A 22,966-nucleotide genomic window follows, 5' to 3' on the forward strand; every position below is an offset into this window, starting at 1 on the left:
GATCGACCTTGTGTCCATCAGACTGGACATCCGATCCAGTCGCCGGATTCGTCATCGTCGAGCCGCTTGAGGTCCGCCGCGCGGCGCGTCAGCACCGCGCGCTGATTGATGTAGCCCTTGTCGGTGATTTCGCCGCCGTCGACTGACGGCAAATCCGTCAGCAACAACGCGCGCGTGGCAAAACTCGACGAACCGCCGCCGTTCGCCTTCAGGCGTGCGAGCCCCTGCGCCACCGCCTCGCGCACGGCAGGCGAACGCAGCACTTCGGCAACATCAGCGTCCGGCAGTTTCGTCAGTGCACGGCAGACCGGGATGTTCGGAAACACCAGGAAACGAACCTCATGCCTGTCATGACCGGTGACCACGATGTCCTGCGCCAGCGGCGCCAGCGCGGCGATACCGGCGATGCGCAATGCGCCGACGCTAACCCACGTGCCGGACGTGAGCTTGAAATCTTCGGCCACGCGGCCATCGAAAAACAATCCGAGTTCAGGTCGCGCGGCGTCCGCGAGTGTCATCGCGTCGCCCATCATGTAAAAACCGTCGGCATCGAACGCCTTTGCGGTTTGCTCCGGTGCTTTCCAGTACCCGGGCGTCACGTTGGGGCCGCGCACGCGCGCTTCCAGCTTGTCGCCGGTCGGCACAAGCTTGATTTCCGTGCCCGGGATCGGCACGCCGATATTGCCAGAGCGTTGCGCCTGAAAATGACAGTCCGTGGCAAGCGGTGCGGTTTCGGTCGAACCCCAGGCGGACACTATTGGCACCGCATGGCCAACGGTTGCGATCGACAGCGCTTCCAGTGCCTCCCAGAGGTTTTGCGGCAACGCCGCCGCGGCATAGAACAGGAGTTTCACTTCCGAAAAGAACCGGCGACGCAGGTCGTCGTCTTCGCGCAGCGCAGAGATCAGCATGTCGTAACCACGCGGTACATTGAAATACACGGTCGGGATCACATCGCGCAAATTGGCGAGCGACAACGCAAAAAGGCCCGGGGCCGGCTTGCCGCTGTCGATGTACAGCGTGCCGCCGTTGCGCAGCACGCAGTTGAAGTTGTGATTGGCGCCGAAGGTATGGCTCCACGGCAGCCAGTCGAGCGTGGTGAGGCCGGGTTGGGTGAGAAACGGCCAGGTTTGAGCCTTTGCCGCCTGATTTGAGGTCAGCATGCGCTGGGTATTGATGACGGCCTTTGGCGTTCCAGTCGAACCGGAGGTGAACAGAAACTTTGCAATGGTGTCGTGGCCAACGGCAGCGAAGACACGCGCGACCTCCGGCGTTTCCGCTGCAGCTGTCAGAGACGAGAATGCAATCGCCCCGTCAAATCCCTCGGGATCGCCGGCAACGACGACCGCCGTATGCAGCGGTGCGATGGCACTCAGTGCGGGCGCAAACATTTTCGCGCTGGAGACATAGACCGCGCCGGGATCGAGCAGCGCAATCATGCTTTTCAGCTTGTCGAAATCCTTCGACACCAGCGAATAGGCCGGCGACACCGATGCCGCTGGCACACCGACATGCATGGCCGCGAGCATGAAAACGGCATGGTCGATCGAGTTGTCGGACAGGATCGCAAGCGGCCGTTCCACGCTCATGTCCTGCGCCAGAATCCAGGCGCCCGCCGCGCGCACCCGCCGCAGCGTTTCGCGGTAGGTCAGCTTGGTCCACGCCGCGTCGGCGCTGCCGCGCTCTGCAAGAAAAACTGTATCCGGCGTGTCGCGCGCCCACTGCTCCAGCCAGTCGCCGACACAGCGCGCGAACGGCTGCAACGGCGCCGCCGATTTCAGCCAGATGCTGCCATCGGCTTTGCGCTCGGCGACAATATTCGGATCAGCGAACAGCGCCTGCGCACTGGCCTGGCGTTGGGCGACGACCGCTGTCATGGCAGCGCCCGGAGCGCGCCAGCCGACATTTCTTCCGCCGCAGGTACTGCGAACGCAGGCATTGGCTTCCTTCCCCTCCGCGACTGCATGTTTTAGAATAATAATGCAGCTCTGATGCCGCTCTTCGGCGACTAATGCAATATAATGCAGATTGCTTAGAGCGTGTCAATTGCCGTCCGGCCTTAGCGGCTGCGGCAGCATGCCGCCTAAAATTTAGTCTTAGGACCAAAGCCGCGCAGGATTTTCCCAGCCCGGAGAGTCCCTCTGGCTGACATCAACCTGTTGTTTCGGATCGGCAATCGGGCATCCGTACGGTCGCTGCGCGCTTTGTACACAATGGCACACCGCTTGCTTCGTTAACGGGGATTAACGAAGGCGACGCTGATGCCACCGACGAAAAATTTGCTCGCAGCCGAGCCGACGCCGGTCGATGTGACCTGGGCGAAGACCGCACTCGTCATCATCGACATGCAGCGCGATTTTCTTGAACCCGGCGGTTTCGGCGAAACCCTCGGCAACGATGTCTCGCAGCTTGCGAGCGCCGTGAGACCGTGCGGCCTCGTGCTCGACGCGTTTCGGGAAGCCGGGCTGCTTGTCATCCACACACGCGAAGGTCATTTGCCCGACCTCTCCGACGCGCCACCCGCCAAGATCGCGCGCGGCGCGCCTTCATTGCGCATCGGCGACCCCGGTCCGATGGGCCGCATTCTCATTCGCGGCGAAGCCGGGCACGACATTGTGGAGGCTCTTTATCCCGTCAAAGGCGAGATTGTCATCGACAAGCCTGGCAAGGGCGCGTTCTACGCAACTGACCTCGGCGATACTCTGAAACAGCGCGGCATCGAAACACTGCTGGTGTGCGGTGTCACCACTGAGGTCTGCGTCAACACCACGGTGCGCGAAGCCAACGACCGCGGTTACCGCTGCGTCGTGCTGGCCGATTGCTGCGCATCGTACTTCCCAGAATTTCACGAGATGGGCCTGCGCATGATCAAGGCACAGGGCGGCATCTTCGGCTGGGTCAGTTCATCGTCAGAGGTTTTAGCGGCACTGAATTCCGAACCATCGAAAATGATTGCATAGGGGCGCGCGATGAGCACATCAGACACGGCTGTGACTTCCGGCAAACCGATCCTGTGGGCGCCCGGCGACTGGAACGCCTTCTTCGGCTTTGGCACCAACATCCTTGTCAACATGCTAACGCTGACGGCGCTCCTGCGCTTCGTGCTGAAGATGCCGGATTCGCTGGTGTTCGGCCGCATCCTGCCCGCGCTCGGGCTGATGATGTTTCTCTCCACCATGTACTACGCATGGCTGGCCTATCGTCTCGCGCAGAAAACCGGCCGCAGCGACGTCTGCGCGCTGCCCTCCGGCGTCAGCGTTCCGCACATGTTCATCGTCACCTTCGTGATCATGCTGCCGATCCTTCTCAAGACAGGTGATCCGATCAAGGCGTGGGAAGCCGGGCTGACCTGGGTGTTCATCCAGAGTTTCATCCTGATGCTCGGCGGCTTCATCGCGCCCTGGATTCAGCGCATCACCCCGCGCGCGGCGCTGCTCGGCACGCTGGCGGGCGTATCGGTCGCGTTCATCTCGATGCGCCCCGCGTTCGAGATGTTCATGACGCCCGTGATCGGCCTCACATGTTTCGCCGTGATCCTCGCAAGCTGGTTCGGCGGCGTGAAATATCCGAAGAACATTCCGGCCGGCCTTGTCGCCATCTTCGTCGGCACCGTAATCGCATGGGGCTCGAACCTCTTCGGCCTCAACATCGGCGGCATGAGCTTGGCCAAGCTGGGTGCGGCATTCGGCAATGTCGGCTTCTCGCTGCCGATCCCCGCCATCGGCCACGTGTTCTCCGGATTTGAATTCATCGGCATCATTCTCGTCACCGCGATTCCGTTCGGCGTCTATGACCTCGTCGAGGCGATGGACAATGTGGAAAGCGCGGAAGCCGCCGGGGATCACTACCCCACGACACGCGTGCTGACCGCTGATGGCGTCGTCAGTCTGATCGGCGCGTTGATGGGCAATCCGTTCATCAACGCGGTGTACATCGGCCATCCCGGCTGGAAGGCGATGGGCGGGCGCATCGGCTATTCCGCCGCGACCGGTGCAATGGTGATTGTGCTGGCGTGGCTGGGCGTGATCTCGCTGCTGCTCAATCTGGTGCCTGTCGTCGCGATCCTGCCGATCCTGCTTTACATCGGCATGCTGGTCGGCGCGCAGGCGTTCCAGGCGACGCCCGCCAGCCATGCACCGGCCGTTGTGCTCGCGCTGACGCCGCATCTGGCCGCATGGGGCAAGACCCTCGTGGACGGCGCGCTCACAGCAGCGGGCACCAGCGCCGCAGCCCTCGGCATCGACAAGCTCGGCGCGACCGGCGTGCTCTATCACGGCCTCGAAATCCTCGGCGAAGGCTCGATCCTCTCAGGGCTGGTGCTGGCGGCGATGGCTGTGTTCGTGATCGAACGCGATTTCGTCAAAGCCTCCGCATTTGCCGCCGCCGGTGCCGTGCTGACATTCTTCGGCTTCATGCATGGCCCCGCCGTCGGCATCGCCGTGACACCCGGCGTGGCGCTGGCCTACGCTCTGGTCGCGGCGGGTTTCTTCGCTTACGCCAGATCCGGCGCAGCCATGGCAGCGATGCCGAGACCTGCCGTCGTGCCTGCGGAATAAGATCAATCAACAAAATGACAGGAAGCGATTTGTGACCGAGACTGTTGCCGAGATCGTTGCCGCGCACCGCGCGCGAACATCATCACCTGCCAAGACCGTTGCGCGCAGCTTCCGGCGCATTCGCGACCATGGCGATCCCGCTATTTTCATCAGCCTGCGCGATGAAGCCGAGGCGATTGCCGAAGCCGAAGCACTGTCCGCCAAAGGTGACATCTCGCTGCCGCTCTATGGCGTTCCGGTTGCGGTGAAGGATAACATTGACGTCGCGGGCCTTCCGACCACCGCCGCCTGCCCGGCGTTTTCATACAAGCCGGCACAAGACGCCAACACCGTGGCGCGATTGCGCGCTGCAGGCGCCATCGTGATCGGCAAGACCAACCTCGATCAGTTCGCGACAGGACTTGTCGGCGTGCGCTCGCCTTATGGCATTCCGAAAAATCCGGTGAATGGCGATCTCGTCCCCGGCGGATCGAGTTCAGGCTCGGCGGTCGCCGTCTCGGCCGGTCTCGTGCCGCTGTCGCTTGGCACCGACACTGCGGGCTCCGGCCGCGTGCCCGCGATGCTCAACAATATCGTTGGCCTCAAGCCATCGCTCGGCCTGATGTCGACCTTCGGCGTGCTGCCAGCCTGCCGCACGCTGGATTGCGTGTCGATTTTCTCTCTCAACGTCGATGACGCCATGATCGCGCTCAACGTCATGGCCGGATATGACGAAGCCGATCCCTATTCGCGCGACCGCTTTGTCGGCCCGGTGACGGGTTTTCCACCCAGCATCCGGATCGGTATTCCGCGCAAGGGCCAGTTGAAATTCTTCGGGGACGCCATCTCGGAGGAAAGTTACGACGCTGCGGTCGGACGACTGATCGCGCTCGGCGCGGTGCCTGTCGAGTTCGACCTCGCGCCATTCTATGAGACCGCGCGGCTGCTCTATGACGGCCCGTGGGTGGCGGAGCGTTATCTTGTGATCCGCGATCTGCTCGCAAAAGATCCCGACGCTGTGCATCCGGTCACTCGCGAGATTACGCTCAAGGCCGAGAAAATCACCGCCGCCGATACGTTCGCGGCGCTCTACAAGCTCGAGGCGATGCGGCAGATCAGTCGCAAGACCTTCGAGAGTATCGACGCGATGGTGCTGCCGACTGCACCGACCGCCTATACGGTCGATGACGTGCTGGCGAACCCGATCGAACTCAACAGCCGCAACGGCACCTATACCAATTTCGTCAATCTGCTCGATATGTGCGGCCTCGCGGTGCCTGCGGCGATGCGCGCCGACGGCATTCCGTTCGGCATCACCCTGCTCGCGCCTGCGGGGCAGGACGCCAAGCTCGCCAGCATCGGACGCGTGTTTCACGCCGACACGAAGCTTAAAGCCGGTGCGAAGGGTGTCACTCAACCGCCGCTCGCGCCGGCCGCAAAGCAGCCCGGCAAGGATGAAGTGGCCATCGTTGCAGTCGGCGCGCATCTGTCCGGCATGGCGCTGAATCACGAACTGCTGTCGCTCGGCGGACGCCTGCTTGAGGCAACATCGACCACACCGGACTACAGGCTCTACGCGCTGAAGGGCACGGCGCCGCCCAAACCGGGAATGCTGCGGGTCGATGCCGGCACCGGCTCCGCCATCGCTGTCGAAGTGTGGGCGCTGCCGACAAAGGCATTCGGCGCATTCGTCGCCGCGATCCCCTCGCCGCTGTCGATCGGCACCGTGCGTCTTGCCGACGGCTCCGGCGTCAAAGGCTTTCTGGTCGAGGCCAACGCAACCGAAGGCGCACGGGACATCACATCGTTCGGCGGCTGGCGTGCCTTCATCGCCGCGCAGGCGAAGTCGGCGTAGGCCGCGTCGAAGTCAGAGCGCCAACACGACCAGCGAACGCAGCGATCCTATCTCGTCATTGCGAGGAGCACTTGCGACGAAGCAATCCAGTCCTTGCTTGTTCAAAGCTGGATTGCTTCGCTTCGCTCGCAATGACGATGAACGGGAAACCACGCCCTACATCTCCGCCCATTGGCGAAGCATGTTGTGATAGAAGCCCGTCAGTGAAACCAGCGACGGATGATTGGGCACATCCTGATTCAGCCGGATAATCGCCATGTCCAGATCGAACAGCATCGCGCGATGGCTGACGTCGCGGATCATGCTCTGAGTCCAGAAAAATGAGGCGATGCGTGAGCCGCGCGTGATCGGCGTCACATGATGGACGCTGGTCGCGGGATAGATGATGGCATCGCCTGCCGGAAGCTTGACGCTGTGGCTGCCGTAGGTGTCTTCGACGACGAGCTCACCGCCGTCGTAATCCTCAGGCGACGAAATGAACAGGGTGGTCGATACGTCGGTCCGAATCCGCACCGGCTGCTGCGAATGGGTGCGGATCGCATTGTCGATATGCGAGCCGAAGGTCATGCCTGCATCGTAACGGTTGAACAACGGAGGAAAGACCTGCAGCGGCAGCACCGCCGACATGAACAGCGGATTGCGCAGCAGCGCGCCGCGCACCATGTCGCCGAGATCCCGCGCCTCGGCTGACTGCTCCGGCAGTTGCAGGTTGAACTTGACCTTGCCGGACTGGTGACCGGCGGTGATGTTGCCGTCGACCCACGCGGCCTTGGTCATGACCTCCTTGCAGCGCGCGACCTGCTCGGGCGTCAGCACATTGGGGATGTGCAGCATCATGGCGTCGGCTCCTTCATTGACGCGACTTCGTTAACGCCGAAACACGTTTCGTCCAAGCCCCATTCATGGAGACCTGCTGTTCGGAAAACAAACGGCCGCCCGAAGGGCGGCCGGATTGGTAGCCTCGCCGGATCGCGCTCAGAACGAAGCACGCCCCGTCAGCGCGACATATCGGCCCTGGCCGGGCACTGCATAACCCGCACCGGCCAGCGTGTCGTAGTAATACTCATTCGCGATGTTGTAGATGTTGAGCTGCATGGTGAAATTCTTTGTCACCTTGTAGGCCGCCATCGCGTCGAATCGCCAGTAGCTTGGAACGCGCCCGTCGTTGGTCACGCTGGTCCAGCGCGAATCGAGGAAGACAGCGCCACCGCCGACCGTGAGCAGTGGCGTGATGTCGTATGTCGACCAGATCGAGAACGAACTCTGCGGCGTATTGGCGAGCTCGTGACCGATATTCGTCGGGGTCAGAGAATTCGTCAACTTGGACTTCAGATAGGTGTAGCCGCCGTAGATGGCCCACTCGTTCGTCAGCCTGCCCTGCGCTCCAATCTCGAAACCCTCGACCTGAGAATCACCGATCGCGACATAGTCAGGCGCGGCTGTGGTGCCCCTGTTTTCGTAATCGTTCTTTTTCTGGGTGCGGAAAATCGCCGCGTTCACATCAAGACGATTGTTCAGCAAGCCAATCTTGACGCCAACCTCGTCGGTTTCCGACAGGACCGGAGCGAGCGATTGCTGACCGTTGGTAATGGTGGTGAATTCCGCCGGCGGGTTAGCCGACGTTCCGTGCATGTAGTACACGCTCGAATTCTCGGTCGGGTGAACCACAACGCCGGCGCGGTAGGTCGTAAAATTGTTGGTGGCATTGAGATTGGTCGGCGTGACTGCGGGCGTCGCAGGACCACCGGTGAACCGATTGAAACTGTAGGTCTGGGCGCTTGCCGTATAATTATCAAACCGAACGCCGCCGAGAAGTTCAAGCCATTTGGTGATCTTGATCTGATCCTGCGCGTAAACACCAATCGTGTTCGACGAAGATATCGTCGCCGCGGTGGTTGGAGACAATGTCCCCGTCACATAGGGATTTGGATTGGCGACATTGATCCGATAGGTATCGGTGAAGTTTGTGCGATACTGGTCGCGATCCTCGCGGCTGACTTCCATGCCGACCAGCACATTGTGCTCCAGTATGCCCGTGTTGAACTTGGCATTCAGGTCACTGACGTTACTGACAAGCTGGTTGGTGGTCTGGTTCTGAAAGTGATTGGTATTCGCGATCCAGATGTCGCTCAAAGGCGTGCCGGGCGGAAGATTGGTGCCGTAGGCAACACCGCCGGACGGCGTGGGGAACAGGTTCGATCCATTTGCAGCGATCTGCACCGGCCGCGTCCGGTTGAAGCGATCGACGTAGGAAAAGCCGGTCGTGTTCGTGAACTTCAGTCCCGGAGCAAACTCATGCTCGAACTTGTTCATGAGGTTATGGGCCTGAGTCTGCTCGATGTCGTTCTGACCCGGCGTCAACACGCCAAAGTAGGTGTTGCGCGGCACCGGCGCGGGCTGTCTGTACGACGTTCCGAAATAGGAGCCGGGCAGCATCGGAATGCCGCGATCCGCGATGTTGTCGTCATTCTGGTAAATATAACTGAACGTGTTCTTGGTCTGGTTGGTGATCTGATACGAGATCGACGGCGCGAAGCCATAGCGTCTGATATGCGCGGCGTCGCGGCCTGCAATGTCGGTATCATAGCCAAGTGCAGCGAGTCGCACCGCGATGTCACCGAAAGTCTTGTTCACATCGACGGTGGCGCGGCCACCGGCTGCCGACGTACCCGTTCCTTCGATGACGGCAAAGTCACGATTCTGCGGCAGCTTGGACACGATGTTGATTGCGCCGCCGGTCGAACCACGACCGAACACGAACGACGACGGCCCCTTGTAAACCTCGACCCGATCGAAGCTGAAGGCATCGCGTGCATACCAGCCTGGATCGCGAATGCCGTCGCGGTAGATATCGTTACGTGCGGTATAACCACGAATGTTGATCTGATCGCCTTGGACGCCGCCTTCACCAGCCGTGAAGGTGATACCCGGCACGTTGCGCAACGCGTCCTGCACCGAGGTTGAAGCCTGATCCTGCATCACCTGCTGGGTCACGACGTTAACTGTCTGCGGTGTATCGCGCAGCGGAACCGGCATGCGCGAAAGCTGGGATGTTGCCGGAGCCTGATAACCGCTACCATTGCCGCCGGTTTCCTGCACGTCGATGGTTGGAAGCGTTTCCTGCGCCATCGCGTTGGTCGCCATCATCACCGACGCAAGGCCAAGCATCGCGGTGCCGGGTTTACGCACCGACGAGCGGATGAAGGGGGACGATGACGGCGATGCGGCGTTAACCTGCGGCGCGGCGGCGACGGTATCGCCCTTCTGACTCTTCTTCTTTGACTTGATAACCCTGTTGAATCTGTTCCGCATCGCTTGCCCCGCAACTCAATCTGCCGCGCGTTCATCAGAACGGCGAATTCAGGGCAGCTTTTGGAAAATGCAGGCGAACAGGGCAACCCTTTGAACTTAGAACCTCTGCAAACTGCGAAAACCAGCGCGTTAGGCAATTGCGGCGATATGCGCTGTGTGACTAGAAGAACTGGAGCGCGCGTATTCCCAAAGCGCTTCCCTAGAATCTCTCTAGAGCAGAAATTAGAAACAATTTAAATGCCGAGCACAATTTCAAATCACCGGCGCGGATCGCTGAAGCGGCTCTGGCGCAATATCCATCTGTGGCTCGGCATTGGTCTATTCATTCTGCTCGTGCCGGTCGCGCTGTCGGGTGCGGTTCTCGTCTATCACGACGACATCGGTGAATATCTGAGCACGCCGCGCGGCGCAGTGGTGCCATCGAAACCGACGGACCTCACGCTTGCCATCGCAAATGCCCGCAAGGCGGCGGGTGACGGCTTCACGCCGATGTCCATCAGCTTCCCCGAAGATAACCGGGTTCCGCTGACGATCGCATTGCGCGGCCCCGCGGCGAAGGGCGAACGCCCTGTGCGCCTCACCGCGACCATCGACCGCCACGATGCGCGCGTTCTCAGCATTGTCGATTTCCGCCAGACGTTTTTCGGCTTCATGCACGTGTTTCATGAGAACCTGACGATCCCCGACTACGGGCGCAGCATCGTCGGATGGACCGGCGTAGCGATGCTGACGCTGTCGCTCACCGGTCTTTACCTCTGGTGGCCGCGGCATGGTCAATGGTCGCGTGCTTTCGTGTGGCGGCGCAGCCCCGCCACATCGTCCAACCTGCATTACATGACCGGCTTCTGGATCTGTTTTCCGCTGACGCTGATCTCGCTGACCGGAATCTATCTGGCCTGGCCGCAACAGGGACGAGAACTCCTGTCGTCGGTCGCGCCGATGACGGAGCAGCAGCGCGGCGGACCGCGCGCTCAGGTGATGGCCAACACCGCGCGTTCGCCAGCCGAGATTTTCGCCACCGCATCCGCGCGGCCGAATTCAGCGGTCGATGCGATCTCCTACCCGAACCCGCAGACCGGTGCATGGCGCGTCCGGCTGCGTGAAGACGGCAAGACAGAGCCCGTGACGATCCTGATCAACGACCGCAGCGGCGATGTCAGTGTCGTCCAGCCACTGTCGGGAGACCGGACTGCATCATGGATCCGCTGGCTGCATGAAGGCAGCCACTCCGGAGAAATCTGGCGCTTTGTCGTATTCCTGAGCGGCATCATGCCTGCGGTGCTCGGCGTCACCGGCATCCTGATCTGGCTCCGCCAGCGCCGTCAGCGCGCGCTGATCAAGAAAGGTGGCCCGCAGACGACGGCGAAGACTCCGCCGCAGTCCGTCGGACGCGCCGCACCCGCGGAGTAATCACAACCATTCGAGCGATATCGGTTTCACCCGCAGCGGAACGCGCTTACGCGTCTGCGGCGCGTTGCCGTCGCATGCCCCTTTTCCAGATATCCAGCGCAGTCGCTTATTGAGAATCAATCGCAAATCTCTTATTGCGAATAGTTCGCATTTGCATTATCAACTTCCCGCGAAGGGCGTTGCGTGGGGTAAAAATGCGTTTGAAATCATGGGTTTCTGCGGCGGGCATGGCCTGCGTGTCGGTCACAGCCGCGGATGTTGGCAGCAGTCTGGCCCAAGAGGTGCTGCCCGAAATCGCGGTATCGGCACCAGCCCCCACCGGAAACACATCTGACGACGGCTTGCAGCGCGGACCAGTCAACGTCATCGACAATACTTATCAGTCAGCCACCGCTATCACCGGTCGCGAAATCCAGCGCAGCAATGCTGCCTCGCTCGCCGATCTTCTTTCCGGCTTGCCGGGAGTTTCGGCATCGACGTTCGCGCCGGGCGCAAGCCGCCCGAACATCCGGGGCCTCGATGATTATCGCGTGCGCGTGCAGGAAAACGGCATCGGCACCCAGGACGCCTCCGACTTCAGTCAGGATCACGTGGTTCCGGTCGATCCGCTCGCCGCCGACAAGGTCGAGGTGATCCGCGGACCCGCTACGCTGCGCTACGGCTCACAGGCGATCGGCGGTGTGGTGAGCGCCACCAACAACCGCATTCCGGAAAAGCTGGTGGAGGACGGCTTCAGCGCACGCTTCAAGGGCGGCGCATCGTCAGTCGATAACGGGCTCGACGGCGCGGTCAGCCTCGATGCCAGCGGCAGCAATGTAGCCATCCATGCCGATGCTTACGGCCGACGCGCGGGCGATTACCGGATTCCCGGCGGCGTGCAGGCCAACACGCGACTGAATACGGAAGGGCAAGCCGTCGGCGGTTCCTACATTTTCGACGGCGGCTATATCGGCACCGCGATCCAGCACATCACCAGCCTCTATCACATCCCCGGCGTGGCCGATGCGCAGCAGAATTCTCGCATCGACATGGAACAGACAAAATGGACCAGCAAGGGTGAATGGCGCGCGCCGGTCGACGGCATCGATGCATTTCGATTCACCTTCGGCGCCAGCAACTACAAGCACAATGAACTCGGTCTCGACGCCAACGGCGTCGACGCCTTGAAAAACGTCATCAAGAACCGTGAACTGGAAGGCCGCTTCGAGTTCGACCATGCGGCGGTTGCGACCGGCATCGGCGCACTCACCGGAACGTGGGGCGCGCAGTTCGGTCATCGCGAACTCGGCACCGACGGCAGCCTCGGCGGCCTTCTGGCCCAAACAAATACAAACACCGCAGCGGTCTTCGCATTCGAGCAGATCAGGTTCACCGACACACTGCGCATGCAGGCCGCGGGCCGCATTGAAAATCATATTGTCAAGGGACTGGCGCCGACCTTCCCGGCGGATTTTCTTCCTCCTCCCGACACGTTCTCGGAAGAACCTGCGCGGCGCACCTTCACACCGAAAAGCACCAGCCTCGGCGTGCTGAAGGACCTGCCATGGGACATGGTGGCAACACTCAACGCTCAATATGTCCAGCGCGCGCCCGCAGCGCCCGAACTGTTCTCCCGCGGCTCGGATGGCGCGTCAGGAACGTTCGTGATCGGAAATCCGAACCTCAAGATTGAAACCGCGCAAACTGCCGAGATCGGACTCAAGCGCGCGAAGGGGCAACTGCGGTTCGAGACCAGCATCTACTACACCTTCTACAAAGACTTCATCTTCAAGCAGGTGACCGGCAATTTCTGCACCGACACCTTTGCGAGTTGCGGCGCCGCCGGGCCGCTGACGCAGGTGGCCTATGGCCAGCGCGATGCAGTTTTCCGGGGCGCCGAAGTCGCAGCCCAGCTTGATGTGACACCGCTCGGTAATGGCGTGTTTGGCGTCGACGGCCAGTACGACATCGTCCGCGCGACCTTCACCGATGGAACCAACGTGCCGCGCATCGCACCGATGCGGCTCGGCGGCGGCGTGTGGTGGCGCAACGCCGAATGGTACGCGCGGGTGGGGCTGCTGCACGCCTTCGCGCAGAACGACGTGGCAGTGAACGAAACCCCGACCGACGGTTACAATCTGCTCAAGGCAGAGGTGAGCTACACGCATACGTTCAGCAGGACCGATAGCGGGCCGCGCGAACTGGTCATCGGCCTGGCCGGCGACAACCTGCTTAATGAGCAGATTCGGAACCATATTTCGTTCAAGAAGGCAGAGGTTTTGCAGCCCGGGCTCGGCGTGCGGCTGTTCACGAATGTGAAATTCTGAGGGCCGATCAATCTGGAATCGTTCCAGTTTCGGCAAAATCTAGGTCCCTGGTGGCGACAAGGGCATCGCAGTGCATTATTCTGAAAATGAAACTCGCCTCCCGTCAAACGGCTATGGCCGCAGCGCCTCGCTGCGGGTTCATCGACGAGAGCTTTGGACCAAAACTGCACGACGGCGAAAACTGCGAAACAGCGATCAACCCGACGTTCATCCGATGTCGGCAGCAAACGCGATTTGAAAGAAGCGGAGAGCATATGACCAACCCCAGGAAGGCTGCCGGATCTCTGGTCCTGCTCGCCGCCGCAACTTCGTTGATGATTGCGCAGGCTTTTGCACAAACCCCCGCTTCGCCCACGCCATCGGCACAAACGCCAGCTGCGCAAGCCCCCGTCGCGCAGCCGGCTGCGCCAACTGCTCCGGTGGCCGCTGCACCGGCGACCCCGGCGCCTGCTGCTCAGACCCCCGCGTCGCAGCCCGCCGTCGTTGGCCAGACCGCGAAAAATCCAGCCCTGCCGCACAATCTGTCCCCGTGGGGCATGTTCATGGGTGCGGATATCGTCGTCAAACTCGTCATGATCGGCCTTGCAATCGCGTCGCTCATCACCTGGACGATCTGCGTCGCAAAACTTCTTGAACTGCGTCATGAAACTCGGCGTGCGAAGAAACGCATCAAGGTTCTCGCCAACGACATCTCGCTGGCCGAAGCCGAGCGTGACGCCCGCAGCGGCAAGGACGCCGTATCCCGGCTGGTGCAATCTGCCGCGGCGGAAGCGGAGCTGTCGGATACCGTCAACGACGAAGGCTTCAAGGAGCGCGTTGAACTGCGGCTCAGCCGCGTCGAGGCGGCGATGTCGCGGCGGATTTCGCGCGGCACCGGCATGCTCGCCACCATCGGCGCAACCGCACCATTCGTCGGCCTGTTCGGCACGGTATGGGGCATCATGAATTCGTTCATCGGCATTTCCGAAGCCCACACCACCAACCTCGCGGTTGTCGCACCCGGCATTGCCGAAGCGCTGCTTGCCACAGCGATGGGCCTGATCGCTGCCATCCCTGCGGTCGTGATCTACAATCACCTTGTCCGCATGATTACCGCCTATCGCGCGCTGCTCGGCGACGCCACCGCGCAGGTCATGCTGCTCATCAGCCGCGACCAGGGCCGCCGCTCACTGCGCATCGCGCGCGCTGCGGAGTAAGTCATGGGAGCGCGTCTGGGTGGAAAAGTCGGGGCAGATGACGATCTGTCCGAGACCCACGAAATCAACGTCACGCCGTTCATCGACGTGATGCTGGTGCTTCTCATCATCTTCATGGTTGCCGCGCCGCTGGCAACTGTCGATCTCGGAGTCGAACTCCCCGCCTCGACGGCGACACCGCCACCACGGCCCGACAAGCCGGTCTTCATCACCGTGAAGCCCGATCTCTCGGTCGCGGTCGGCGAGGATATCGTTCCGCGCACCACACTGATCGGCGCGCTTGACACCGCCACCAGCGGCAAGAAATCCGATCCTGTCTATCTGCGCGCCGACAAGAGCGTTCCTTACGGCGACCTGATGGACGTAATGAACCTGCTGCGCAACGCGGGCTACCTCAAGGTGGCGCTCGTCGGGCTCGACGCAAGAAACTAACGGCAGAGAGCCACGCTGCAATGAACACACTCGTCCTGCACGGACCACCCGACATTTCCGATGTCCGCCGCTGGGGTCTCGCGGCGGCGCTGGTGGTGGCGACGCATGTCGCGCTGGTCGCGGGATTTATCCTGTACACACCATCGACACCCGATGCGATCGGTACGGCGTCCGAGCCGATCATGCTCGATCTGGAATCCGCGCCGCAAACGCCAGAGCCGGTGCAGCAGGACATCGCGCCGGGTCCGCAGATGCAGGAAGCCGAACCTCCTGCGCCGGAGCCGGAAAAGCAGCCGGAGGTCGTCGAAGAGCAGATTCCGCCGACCCCGCTGCAGGAAAAGGCTGAAATCGTCGCGCCTCCGGAGAAGCCGAAACCCGCACCGGAGCCGGTGAAGAAAAAGCCCAAGCCCGTTGTCGAGAAGCCCAAGAAGCCGACCGAAAATCCTGCGCCGCAGACCACGGCAACGCCGCGCGCCGCGCAGGCCGCGCGCGCGAGCTATAACGGCATCCTTTCGGCGCATCTGCAGCGCTACAAGCAGTATCCTTCCGGCGCGAGGGCGGCCGGCGAACAAGGCGTCGCGATGCTGAGTTTCACCGTCAGCCGCACTGGCGGTGTGCTCAGCGCGCGGCTTGCCAAATCATCGGGCTCTGCGGCGCTGGATGCAGAAACCATGGCCATGATCCGCCGGGCCCAGCCGCTGCCGTCGTTCCCGCCTGAAATGACCCAAAGCTCCGCAAGCTTCACTGTGCCGGTGCGATTCTTCATGCGCTGATGCCCGACCGGCACGGTCACGCCGACGTCACGAATACGTGACGCCGCATCCCGTAACATCACAGCCGTTTCTCCCGAAGATTTCCCCGAACCCAGTGATGGCGGGCGCTTCAGCGCGCCGCCCAGGAATTCGGCGGACGGTATCGTGTTCAATCTTGTTCTCGCGGCGCTGGCCGGCGTCGTCACCATTGCGGCCCCCTGCACGTTGCCGGTGCTGCCGATCCTGCTTGGCGCATCGGTCGGACAGACCAGCGTGCTCCGGCCGGCGTTCATCGCCGCCGGATTCGTGATCGCGTTTTCCGTCGTCGCGCTGGCGCTCACCGCGCTGACGCGCATTTTCGATTTCGATCCGAGCGTATTGCGTGATGGCGCGGCCGTTCTTCTTGCGATCTTCGGGCTCCTGATGATCTGGCCCGCACCGTTCGAATGGCTCTCGATCCGGTTTACCGGGCTGACGCAACAGACCTCTGCAGCACGCGACCGTCAGGGTCTGCTCGGCGGATTCATCCTCGGCACGACTCTCGGACTGGTATGGACACCGTGCGCCGGTCCGGTGCTCGGCTCAATCCTCACCGTTGTCGCGACGTCGAAGGACACCGCATGGGCCTCGTTGCTGCTGGTGACCTACGCCATCGGCGCAGCAATCCCGATGCTGCTCATCGCCTACGGCGGACAGGCCGTGACCGCACGCGTACGCAGCCTCGCGCAAATCGCACCGCGCTTGCAGCAGGGGTTCGGCGTGATCGTGATCGCCTTCGCGGCGGCAACCTACTTTCAGTACGACACACTCGCCGTGGCGTGGCTGACCCAGTTTTATCCAAGCGGCCAGACCGGCCTGTAAGAGGAGTGACCCATGCGACATCTCACCAGAGTGCTTTCAGCGGCCGCGCTCGCGCTGGCGGCTTCATCCCTACCCGGCCGCAGCGACGAGATCGCTGGCAATGCGACCCAGGTTGCGGAAGTGAATGCCTCCGCGCCCGAATTCACCGGCCTCGGCAACTGGTTCAACTCGCAGCCGCTGACGCTGGCGAGCCTGCGCGGCAAGGTCGTGCTGGTGAACTTCTGGACCTATGGCTGTGTCAACTGCGTCAACACCCTGCCGCATGTCACGCAGCTCTATTCCAAATACAAGGACAAGGGTTTCGTCGTGGTCGGCATCCACACGCCGGAATTCCCGTTCGAGCATTCATCGAACAATGTTCAGGCCGCGTTAAAGCGGCACGGCATCACATACCCTGTTGCACAGGACAACAGGTCCGCGACATGGAATGCCTGGCGCAATCAATACTGGCCGGCGCAATATATTGTCGATCAGTCCGGCCGGATCGTCTACAGCCACGCCGGCGAAGGTGCCTACGATGACATCGACCGCACCGTCGGCAAGCTGCTGAACGCCAGCAGCTAAATGCCGCAGGCGCGATTGCGTCTGAGCCATGCAACTTTGTGCACCGCGGCGAATATCAAGGTCGCGGTGCGTATGCTATAGGATTTCCAGATTGGACATGCTGGAGGTCCGCGATGCTTGATGGTTTCGACGCCATTACTTTGGCGCGCTGGCAATTTTCGTTCACGATGAGCTTTCACATCGTGTTTCCGGCCTTCTCCATCGGCCTTGCAAGCTATCTCGCGGTCCTCGAAGCGCTGTGGCTCTGGACCGGCCGCGAAGTCTTCATCAACCTTTTCAATTACTGGCTGAAAATTTTCGCCGTCGCCTTCGGCATGGGCGTCGTCTCGGGCATCGTGATGTCCTACCAGTTCGGCACCAACTGGGCGGTGTTCTCCGACAAGACCGGCCCCATCATTGGTCCGCTGATGGCCTATGAGGTCCTGACGGCGTTTTTCCTTGAAGCGGGCTTTCTGGGCGTCATGCTGTTCGGGCTCAAACGGGTCGGCCACAGGCTGCATTTCTTTGCGACCATGATGGTCGCCATCGGCACGCTGATCTCCGCGTTCTGGATCCTGTCGGCCAACTCGTGGATGCAGACGCCGACCGGCTTTGCGATGAACTCGCAGGGACAGTTCGTCGCCGCCGACTGGTGGAAGGTGATCTTCAATCCGTCATTTCCCTATCGCCTTGTCCATATGGTGCTGGCCGCTTATCTCACCACTGCTTTCGTGGTCGGCGCAGTTGGCGCTTTTCATCTGTTGCGCAATTCAAGGCATGAAGGCGCACGCGTGATGTTCTCGATGGCGATGTGGATGGCGGCCTTGGTGGCGCCGATCCAGATCTTCGCCGGAGACCAGCACGGCCTCAACACACTCGAGCATCAGCCGGTGAAGGTGATGGCGATGGAAGGGCACTTCCAAAGCCATCCGAACGGCGCACCATTGATCCTGTTCGGCTGGCCCGATCAGGACGAAGCGAAGGTGAAATACGCGATCGAAATCCCGAAGGCCTCGTCGCTGATCCTGAAACATTCACTTGATGCACCGCTAAAGGGACTCGACACGGTGCCGCGAGAGAACTGGCCCAAGGTCGGGCTGGTGTTCTGGTCGTTCCGCATCATGGTCGGCATCGGTTTCTTGATGCTGAGCATCGGCCTGTTCAGCCTGTGGGCACGCTGGCGCGGCGTTCTGTATGACTCGAAGCTGTTACATTCGTTCGCGTTGGCAATGGGACCTGCGGGCTTTATCGCCGTTCTTGCCGGCTGGGTGACGACGGAAGCAGGTCGTCAGCCATTCACGGTTTACGGCCTGTTGCGCACGGTGGATTCGGCTTCCCCGCTGGACGCGCCGGCGGTTGCGACCTCGCTGCTCGCCTTCATTGTCGTGTACTTCATCGTCTTCGGCATGGGCGTATTCTACATTTTGCGACTGATGCATGAGCCGCCGCATCATGGCGAAGAAGGTCCCCGCGCGGACGCGCCCGCACGCGCCGCGGGCATCACGCCCGCGCAGGCCGCTCACGCAGGACAGGGGTGAACGTCATGGCCGGATTCACATTCGACATCGCAACACTCTGGGCCTTCATCATCGCCTTTGCCGTCTTCATGTACATCGTGATGGACGGTTTCGATCTCGGCCTGGGTATGCTGTTTCCTTTCTTCCCGAAGAAGGAAGACCGCAACGTCATCATGAATACGGTCGCTCCGGTTTGGGATGGCAACGAGACCTGGCTGGTGCTCGGCGGCGGTGGCCTGATGGCGGCGTTCCCACTGGCTTACGCAATCCTGATGCCGGCGCTCTATACGCCGATCATCGCCATGCTGATTGGCCTGGTGTTTCGCGGTGTCGCCTTTGAATTCCGCTGGCGGACCAAGAGCGAGCGCAACCGCTGGGATATCGCCTTCGCGGGCGGCTCGCTGGTCGCGGCGATGGCGCAAGGCATTGCGCTCGGCGCGATCCTGCAAGGCGTCCATGTCGAAGGGCGTCATTACGCAGGCGGCTGGTGGGATTGGCTGACGCCCTTCAGCATTTTGACAGGCTGTGCGGTCGTCGCCGGTTATGGCCTTCTCGGCGCGACGTGGCTGCTTATGAAAACCGCGGGTGAACTGCGCGACCATGCCTATCGCCTGAGCCGGATTCTGCTGCTCGCGACGATCATCGCCATCGTCGCCGTCAGCGCGGCGACGCCGTTCCTTCAGGCGGAGTACTGGCGGCGCTGGTTCGAATGGCCGAACATCATCTTCGCGGCACCGATTCCGATTGCGGTGGCGGCGATCACGCTGTTGCTGCTGAAGAGTCTCGCTAACAAGCAGGACTACCGGCCGTTTATTCTCTCACTGGTCCTGTTCGGCATCACCTATGCTGGCCTCGGTGTCAGCATGTATCCCTATATCGTGCCGCAGAGCGTCACCATCTGGCAGGCGGCGGCGCCCGCCAACAGTCTCAACTTCATGATCTACGGCATCGCGATCCTCGTGCCGACCATTCTTGCCTACACCGCGTGGGCGTACTGGGTGTTCCGCGGCAAGGTGCACGCCGACAGCGGTTATCATTAAGGTGAGCATGACCTCGCCGCCCGAACAGCCTCGCCCCCTGGCGCAGCGTCTGCTGTGGTTCGCGGCGCTGTGGCTGCTGGGTACCGGCACTGTCGCCGCGTTTGCGTATGTCCTGCGGCTCTGGATCGCGCCGCACTGATCGCGGACGATCGCCGATTTTCAGATATATTTTAAGGATTTACGACGCATGGTCGCCCGCCTTCGAGCGCGTGTCACTTGCCAGCGGAGCACGGCTCAGGTTTGATGCGCGCGGGGCACGAATTAACGCGGGATTCTCGACATGAACATCATCCGCTCTCTGGCTCTGGCGGCGGTCGCAGCCAGCCTGTTGTTTGCGGCGCCTCACGCCTTCGCGCAGGGCCGCGAAATGAACATCGGTGACCAGCCGGGATACATTCCCGATGACGAAGAGCTCGCGCCGGAGTTCAAGCGTACCGCGGTGCTCTATCGGACCACCGAAGCGCCGGGCACTATCATCATCAGCACGTCCGAGCGCTTCCTTTATCTGATTCAGGGCAACGGCCGCGCACTTCGCTACGGCATCGGCGTTGGCCGCGAAGGATTTCAGTGGCAGGGATTGCAGAAGATCTCCCGAAAGCAGGAATGGCCGGACTGGACGCCGCCGCCGGAAATGATCGCGCGCCAGCCTTACCTGCCGCGCTTCATGGCAGGCGGACCGGGCAATCCGATGGGTGCACGCGCGCTTTACCTTGGCGCCACGGTGTATCGCATTCACGGCACCAACCAGCCGCAGACCATCGGCAGCGCCGTGTCTTCGGGATGCTTCCGTCTTGTCAATGCCGACGTCACCGATCTGTTTGAACGCGTTCCTGTCGGCACCAAGGTCATCATTCGCCAGCGTCCCGAAATCTGATCTCCCAATAACGCCCTATCCCTTTTTGCACGCATACTTGGAAGCGAGATTCATTCATGGCCCTTTTTCCCCGTACTTTTGCCTCGGGTCTTACGCTCGGAGCAGTCCTCGCGGTTGCCGTTGCTGCCGCCGCGATCGCCTACGAGCGATACGATACGCGGACACTGAAGCGGACCGTGAAACGCGACGCCGTGCTGTGCGGTGTGAACACCGGTCTGCCGGGTTTCTCCATTCCTGACGACAAGGGCAACTGGTCCGGCTTCGACGTCGATATCTGCCGCGCCGTCGCCGCCGCGATCTTCAACGATCCGAACAAGGTGAAGTTCGTTCCGCTTGACGCCAGCGAACGCTTCAAGGAATTGCGCAATCGCAAGGTCGACATCCTGTCGCGCAATTCCACCTGGAGCATGTCGCGCGAAACCGAATACGGCCTGAACTTCGCGGCGGTTGCCTATTATGACGGCGAAGGCTTCATGGTGCGCCAGTCACGCAACATTACGTCGGGTCTCGAACTCGACGGCAGCAAGGTGTGCGTGCAGACCGGCACCACGACTCAGCTCAATCTTGCCGACTACTTCCGCGCCAACAACATCAAGTATCAGGAGCTGAATTTTCCGAATCTCGATGAGGTTCTCAAGGCGTATGATTCCGGACAATGCGACGTGCTGACCACCGACGTGTCGCAGCTCTACGCGCTGCGGCTGCGCCTGACCAAGCCAGCCGAACACGCCATCCTGCCGGATGTAATCTCGAAGGAGCCGCTGGCGCCGGTGGTGCGGCAGCGCGACGACGAATGGCTTCTGATCGTGAAGTGGACGATCTACGCCATGCTGAACGCCGAAGAACTCGGCGTCACGTCCAAGAACATCGACGACGCACTGAAGTCGAAGAAGCCCGACGTCATGCGTCTGCTCGGCACCGAAGGCGCTTACGGTGAGGAAATGGATCTGACGAAGGATTGGGCCGCGCGCATTATCCGCCACGTCGGCAACTACGGCGAGGTCTACGACCGCAACGTCGGCGAGGGATCAAAACTCAAGATTCCGCGCGGCCTCAACCAGTTGTGGAGCGCCGGCGGCATCCAGTACGCGCCGCCGATCCGGTAATGCGTCTCTATATTTTATCTGGATTGTGATGGCCGGGTTTGTCCCGGCCATTTTCTTTGAGCGGCCTGCTCAGTAACCCTTCATGCGCGCCAGTTGCTCGGCGTGATAGGCACTGTCGCCGAACAACTCCTGACATACACGCGCACGCTTCATGAAGAAGCCGATGTCGAAGGCGTCCGTCATGCCGACGCCGCCATGCATCTGCACGGCCTCCTGAACGGCCAGCGTCGCGGTTGTCCCGGCTTTCGCCTTGGCGACGGCCACCGCCGCACCCGCAGCGTCGAAATCGCTGTCCAGCATCTGCGACGCCTTCATTACCGCGGCCTTGGTAATCTCGATCTCGGTGTAGAGATGCGCGGCGCGATGCTGCAGCGCCTGGAATTCGCCGATCAGCTTGCCGAACTGCTTGCGTTCTTTCAGATACGTCACCGTACGCGCGAAAGCCTCCTCGCTGAGGCCAACCATCTCCGATGCCACGGCGGCGCGGCCGACGTTGAGAATGCCTTCCAGCAGCACGCCGCCCTGATCGACTTCACCAAGCACACCATCCGCCGTCACCTCGGCATCGTTGAACACGATGCGCGCGGCGTTATGCGCATCGACCATCGCGGTGCGCTCGATCTCGATACCCTTGCTCTTGGGATTGACCAGAAACAGCGTCAACCCTTCCCGGTCGCCGCTCTCGCCCGCGGTGCGGGCGGCGACAATCAGCAGGTCTGAAACGTGGCCATCGACCACGAGCGCCTTCGCACCCTTGAGTTTGAAGCCATTGCCGGAGCGCACGGCTTTCATCGCCACCTTGGAAGGACGATGCTTGGCGCCCTCGTCCACGGCAAGCGACGCGATCAGATCGCCCTTGGCGATCCTGGTGAGATATTCGGATTTCTGCGCACCGTTGCCGCCGCGCGTCAACGCTGCCGCAGCGACGACACCGGTCGACAGAAACGGCGACGGCATCAGCGTATGGCCGATTTCCTCCATCACCACACCAGCCTCGACATAGCCCAGTCCGCTGCCGCCGAACTCTTCCGGCACCAGCAGGCCTGCAAAACCCATTTCGGCGAATGTCTTCCAGAGATCGCGCGAAAATCCGATTGCATCCTTGTCATCGCGCAGCTTGCGCAGATGCGCCACGGGCGCCTTGTCGCTGATGAGGCCGCGCGCGCTGTCGCGCAGCATTGACTGTTCTTCGTTGAGGACGAGAGCCATAGGTGTTCCAATCGATAC

19 protein-coding genes are annotated in these 22,966 nt (G+C 61.5%); 15 read left to right on the forward strand and 4 right to left on the reverse strand.

The window, feature by feature from the left end:
- Positions 1-17: 17 nt before the first annotated feature.
- Positions 18-1,877: a feruloyl-CoA synthase gene (locus AC1Q67_RS16630; protein WP_492236408.1), complete on the reverse strand. Its 1,860-nt coding sequence runs from the start codon at positions 1,875-1,877 to the stop codon at positions 18-20.
- A gap of 384 nt (positions 1,878-2,261) precedes the next feature.
- Between AC1Q67_RS16630 and AC1Q67_RS16635 the strand changes: the two genes are divergently transcribed.
- From AC1Q67_RS16635 to atzF, 3 genes are read left to right on the forward strand one after another with little or no spacing between them, the layout of a single operon-like run.
- Positions 2,262-2,960 carry a cysteine hydrolase family protein gene (locus AC1Q67_RS16635; protein WP_492236409.1) on the forward strand — a complete coding sequence of 233 codons (699 nt, stop codon included), beginning with the start codon at positions 2,262-2,264 and terminating at the stop codon, positions 2,958-2,960.
- A 9-nt stretch (positions 2,961-2,969) separates the two neighbouring features.
- Positions 2,970-4,556: a regulator gene (locus AC1Q67_RS16640; RefSeq protein ID WP_492236410.1), complete on the forward strand. Its 1,587-nt coding sequence runs from the start codon at positions 2,970-2,972 to the stop codon at positions 4,554-4,556.
- Between the two features lie 31 nt (positions 4,557-4,587).
- Positions 4,588-6,390: an allophanate hydrolase gene (gene atzF, locus AC1Q67_RS16645; RefSeq protein WP_492236411.1), complete on the forward strand. Its 1,803-nt coding sequence runs from the start codon at positions 4,588-4,590 to the stop codon at positions 6,388-6,390.
- A gap of 156 nt (positions 6,391-6,546) precedes the next feature.
- Here atzF and AC1Q67_RS16650 read toward each other — a convergent pair whose 3' ends face one another.
- Positions 6,547-7,227 (reverse strand): Fe2+-dependent dioxygenase, encoded by a 681-nt coding sequence (locus AC1Q67_RS16650; RefSeq protein WP_492236412.1) that lies wholly within the window; start codon positions 7,225-7,227, stop codon positions 6,547-6,549.
- A 138-nt stretch (positions 7,228-7,365) separates the two neighbouring features.
- Positions 7,366-9,702: a TonB-dependent receptor gene (locus AC1Q67_RS16655; RefSeq protein ID WP_492236413.1), complete on the reverse strand. Its 2,337-nt coding sequence runs from the start codon at positions 9,700-9,702 to the stop codon at positions 7,366-7,368.
- A 237-nt stretch (positions 9,703-9,939) separates the two neighbouring features.
- Between AC1Q67_RS16655 and AC1Q67_RS16660 the strand changes: the two genes are divergently transcribed.
- From AC1Q67_RS16660 to AC1Q67_RS16715, 12 genes are all read left to right on the forward strand, one after another.
- Positions 9,940-11,112, forward strand: coding sequence for a PepSY-associated TM helix domain-containing protein (locus AC1Q67_RS16660; RefSeq protein ID WP_492236414.1), 1,173 nt, complete (start codon positions 9,940-9,942; stop codon positions 11,110-11,112).
- Between the two features lie 194 nt (positions 11,113-11,306).
- A complete protein-coding gene (locus tag AC1Q67_RS16665) occupies positions 11,307-13,418 on the forward strand; it encodes a TonB-dependent receptor (protein WP_492236415.1) in 2,112 nt (703 codons plus the stop codon).
- Between the two features lie 254 nt (positions 13,419-13,672).
- Complete coding sequence (gene exbB / locus AC1Q67_RS16670) at positions 13,673-14,614, forward strand: tonB-system energizer ExbB (RefSeq protein ID WP_029659518.1); 942 nt, start codon at positions 13,673-13,675, stop codon at positions 14,612-14,614.
- A 3-nt stretch (positions 14,615-14,617) separates the two neighbouring features.
- Positions 14,618-15,046 (forward strand): TonB system transport protein ExbD, encoded by a 429-nt coding sequence (gene exbD, locus AC1Q67_RS16675; protein ID WP_492236416.1) that lies wholly within the window; start codon positions 14,618-14,620, stop codon positions 15,044-15,046.
- Between the two features lie 20 nt (positions 15,047-15,066).
- Positions 15,067-15,819 carry an energy transducer TonB family protein gene (locus tag AC1Q67_RS16680; protein ID WP_492236417.1) on the forward strand — a complete coding sequence of 251 codons (753 nt, stop codon included), beginning with the start codon at positions 15,067-15,069 and terminating at the stop codon, positions 15,817-15,819.
- A 144-nt stretch (positions 15,820-15,963) separates the two neighbouring features.
- The gene (locus tag AC1Q67_RS16685; RefSeq protein ID WP_492236418.1) at positions 15,964-16,659 is read left to right on the forward strand and encodes a cytochrome c biogenesis CcdA family protein; all 696 of its coding nucleotides are present in this window, start codon (positions 15,964-15,966) and stop codon (positions 16,657-16,659) included.
- Between the two features lie 12 nt (positions 16,660-16,671).
- A complete protein-coding gene (locus tag AC1Q67_RS16690; protein ID WP_492236419.1) occupies positions 16,672-17,223 on the forward strand; it encodes a thioredoxin family protein in 552 nt (183 codons plus the stop codon).
- 113 nt (positions 17,224-17,336) lie between these two features.
- Positions 17,337-18,740: a cytochrome ubiquinol oxidase subunit I gene (locus AC1Q67_RS16695; RefSeq protein WP_492236420.1), complete on the forward strand. Its 1,404-nt coding sequence runs from the start codon at positions 17,337-17,339 to the stop codon at positions 18,738-18,740.
- Between the two features lie 5 nt (positions 18,741-18,745).
- The gene (gene cydB / locus AC1Q67_RS16700; RefSeq protein WP_492236421.1) at positions 18,746-19,759 is read left to right on the forward strand and encodes a cytochrome d ubiquinol oxidase subunit II; all 1,014 of its coding nucleotides are present in this window, start codon (positions 18,746-18,748) and stop codon (positions 19,757-19,759) included.
- Between the two features lie 7 nt (positions 19,760-19,766).
- Positions 19,767-19,898, forward strand: coding sequence for a hypothetical protein (locus AC1Q67_RS16705; RefSeq protein ID WP_006023021.1), 132 nt, complete (start codon positions 19,767-19,769; stop codon positions 19,896-19,898).
- A gap of 141 nt (positions 19,899-20,039) precedes the next feature.
- Complete coding sequence (locus tag AC1Q67_RS16710) at positions 20,040-20,633, forward strand: L,D-transpeptidase (protein WP_024577130.1); 594 nt, start codon at positions 20,040-20,042, stop codon at positions 20,631-20,633.
- Between the two features lie 56 nt (positions 20,634-20,689).
- The gene (locus AC1Q67_RS16715) at positions 20,690-21,739 is read left to right on the forward strand and encodes an amino acid ABC transporter substrate-binding protein (RefSeq protein WP_024577129.1); all 1,050 of its coding nucleotides are present in this window, start codon (positions 20,690-20,692) and stop codon (positions 21,737-21,739) included.
- 69 nt (positions 21,740-21,808) lie between these two features.
- Here AC1Q67_RS16715 and AC1Q67_RS16720 read toward each other — a convergent pair whose 3' ends face one another.
- Complete coding sequence (locus AC1Q67_RS16720; RefSeq protein ID WP_492236422.1) at positions 21,809-22,948, reverse strand: acyl-CoA dehydrogenase family protein; 1,140 nt, start codon at positions 22,946-22,948, stop codon at positions 21,809-21,811.
- Positions 22,949-22,966 lie beyond the last annotated feature (18 nt).

The sequence above is a fragment of the Afipia sp. GW823-FHT06G09 genome (assembly GCF_058794875.1).

Excerpts from the sequence above, each read along its gene's own strand:
- AC1Q67_RS16660 (WP_492236414.1), top strand. The coding sequence starts at position 9,940 with ATGCCGAGCACAATTTCAAATCACCGGCGCGGATCGCTGAAGCGGCTC.
- AC1Q67_RS16695 (WP_492236420.1), top strand. The coding sequence starts at position 17,337 with ATGCTTGATGGTTTCGACGCCATTACTTTGGCGCGCTGGCAATTTTCG.
- exbD (WP_492236416.1), top strand. The coding sequence starts at position 14,618 with ATGGGAGCGCGTCTGGGTGGAAAAGTCGGGGCAGATGACGATCTGTCC.
- AC1Q67_RS16635 (WP_492236409.1), top strand. The coding sequence starts at position 2,262 with ATGCCACCGACGAAAAATTTGCTCGCAGCCGAGCCGACGCCGGTCGAT.
- AC1Q67_RS16710 (WP_024577130.1), top strand. The coding sequence starts at position 20,040 with ATGAACATCATCCGCTCTCTGGCTCTGGCGGCGGTCGCAGCCAGCCTG.
- AC1Q67_RS16705 (WP_006023021.1), top strand. The coding sequence starts at position 19,767 with ATGACCTCGCCGCCCGAACAGCCTCGCCCCCTGGCGCAGCGTCTGCTG.
- AC1Q67_RS16650 (WP_492236412.1), bottom strand. The coding sequence starts at position 7,227 with ATGATGCTGCACATCCCCAATGTGCTGACGCCCGAGCAGGTCGCGCGC.
- AC1Q67_RS16655 (WP_492236413.1), bottom strand. The coding sequence starts at position 9,702 with ATGCGGAACAGATTCAACAGGGTTATCAAGTCAAAGAAGAAGAGTCAG.
- AC1Q67_RS16665 (WP_492236415.1), top strand. The coding sequence starts at position 11,307 with ATGCGTTTGAAATCATGGGTTTCTGCGGCGGGCATGGCCTGCGTGTCG.
- AC1Q67_RS16690 (WP_492236419.1), top strand. The coding sequence starts at position 16,672 with ATGCGACATCTCACCAGAGTGCTTTCAGCGGCCGCGCTCGCGCTGGCG.
- exbB (WP_029659518.1), top strand. The coding sequence starts at position 13,673 with ATGACCAACCCCAGGAAGGCTGCCGGATCTCTGGTCCTGCTCGCCGCC.
- AC1Q67_RS16715 (WP_024577129.1), top strand. The coding sequence starts at position 20,690 with ATGGCCCTTTTTCCCCGTACTTTTGCCTCGGGTCTTACGCTCGGAGCA.
- AC1Q67_RS16720 (WP_492236422.1), bottom strand. The coding sequence starts at position 22,948 with ATGGCTCTCGTCCTCAACGAAGAACAGTCAATGCTGCGCGACAGCGCG.
- AC1Q67_RS16630 (WP_492236408.1), bottom strand. The coding sequence starts at position 1,877 with ATGACAGCGGTCGTCGCCCAACGCCAGGCCAGTGCGCAGGCGCTGTTC.
- cydB (WP_492236421.1), top strand. The coding sequence starts at position 18,746 with ATGGCCGGATTCACATTCGACATCGCAACACTCTGGGCCTTCATCATC.
- AC1Q67_RS16640 (WP_492236410.1), top strand. The coding sequence starts at position 2,970 with ATGAGCACATCAGACACGGCTGTGACTTCCGGCAAACCGATCCTGTGG.
- AC1Q67_RS16680 (WP_492236417.1), top strand. The coding sequence starts at position 15,067 with ATGAACACACTCGTCCTGCACGGACCACCCGACATTTCCGATGTCCGC.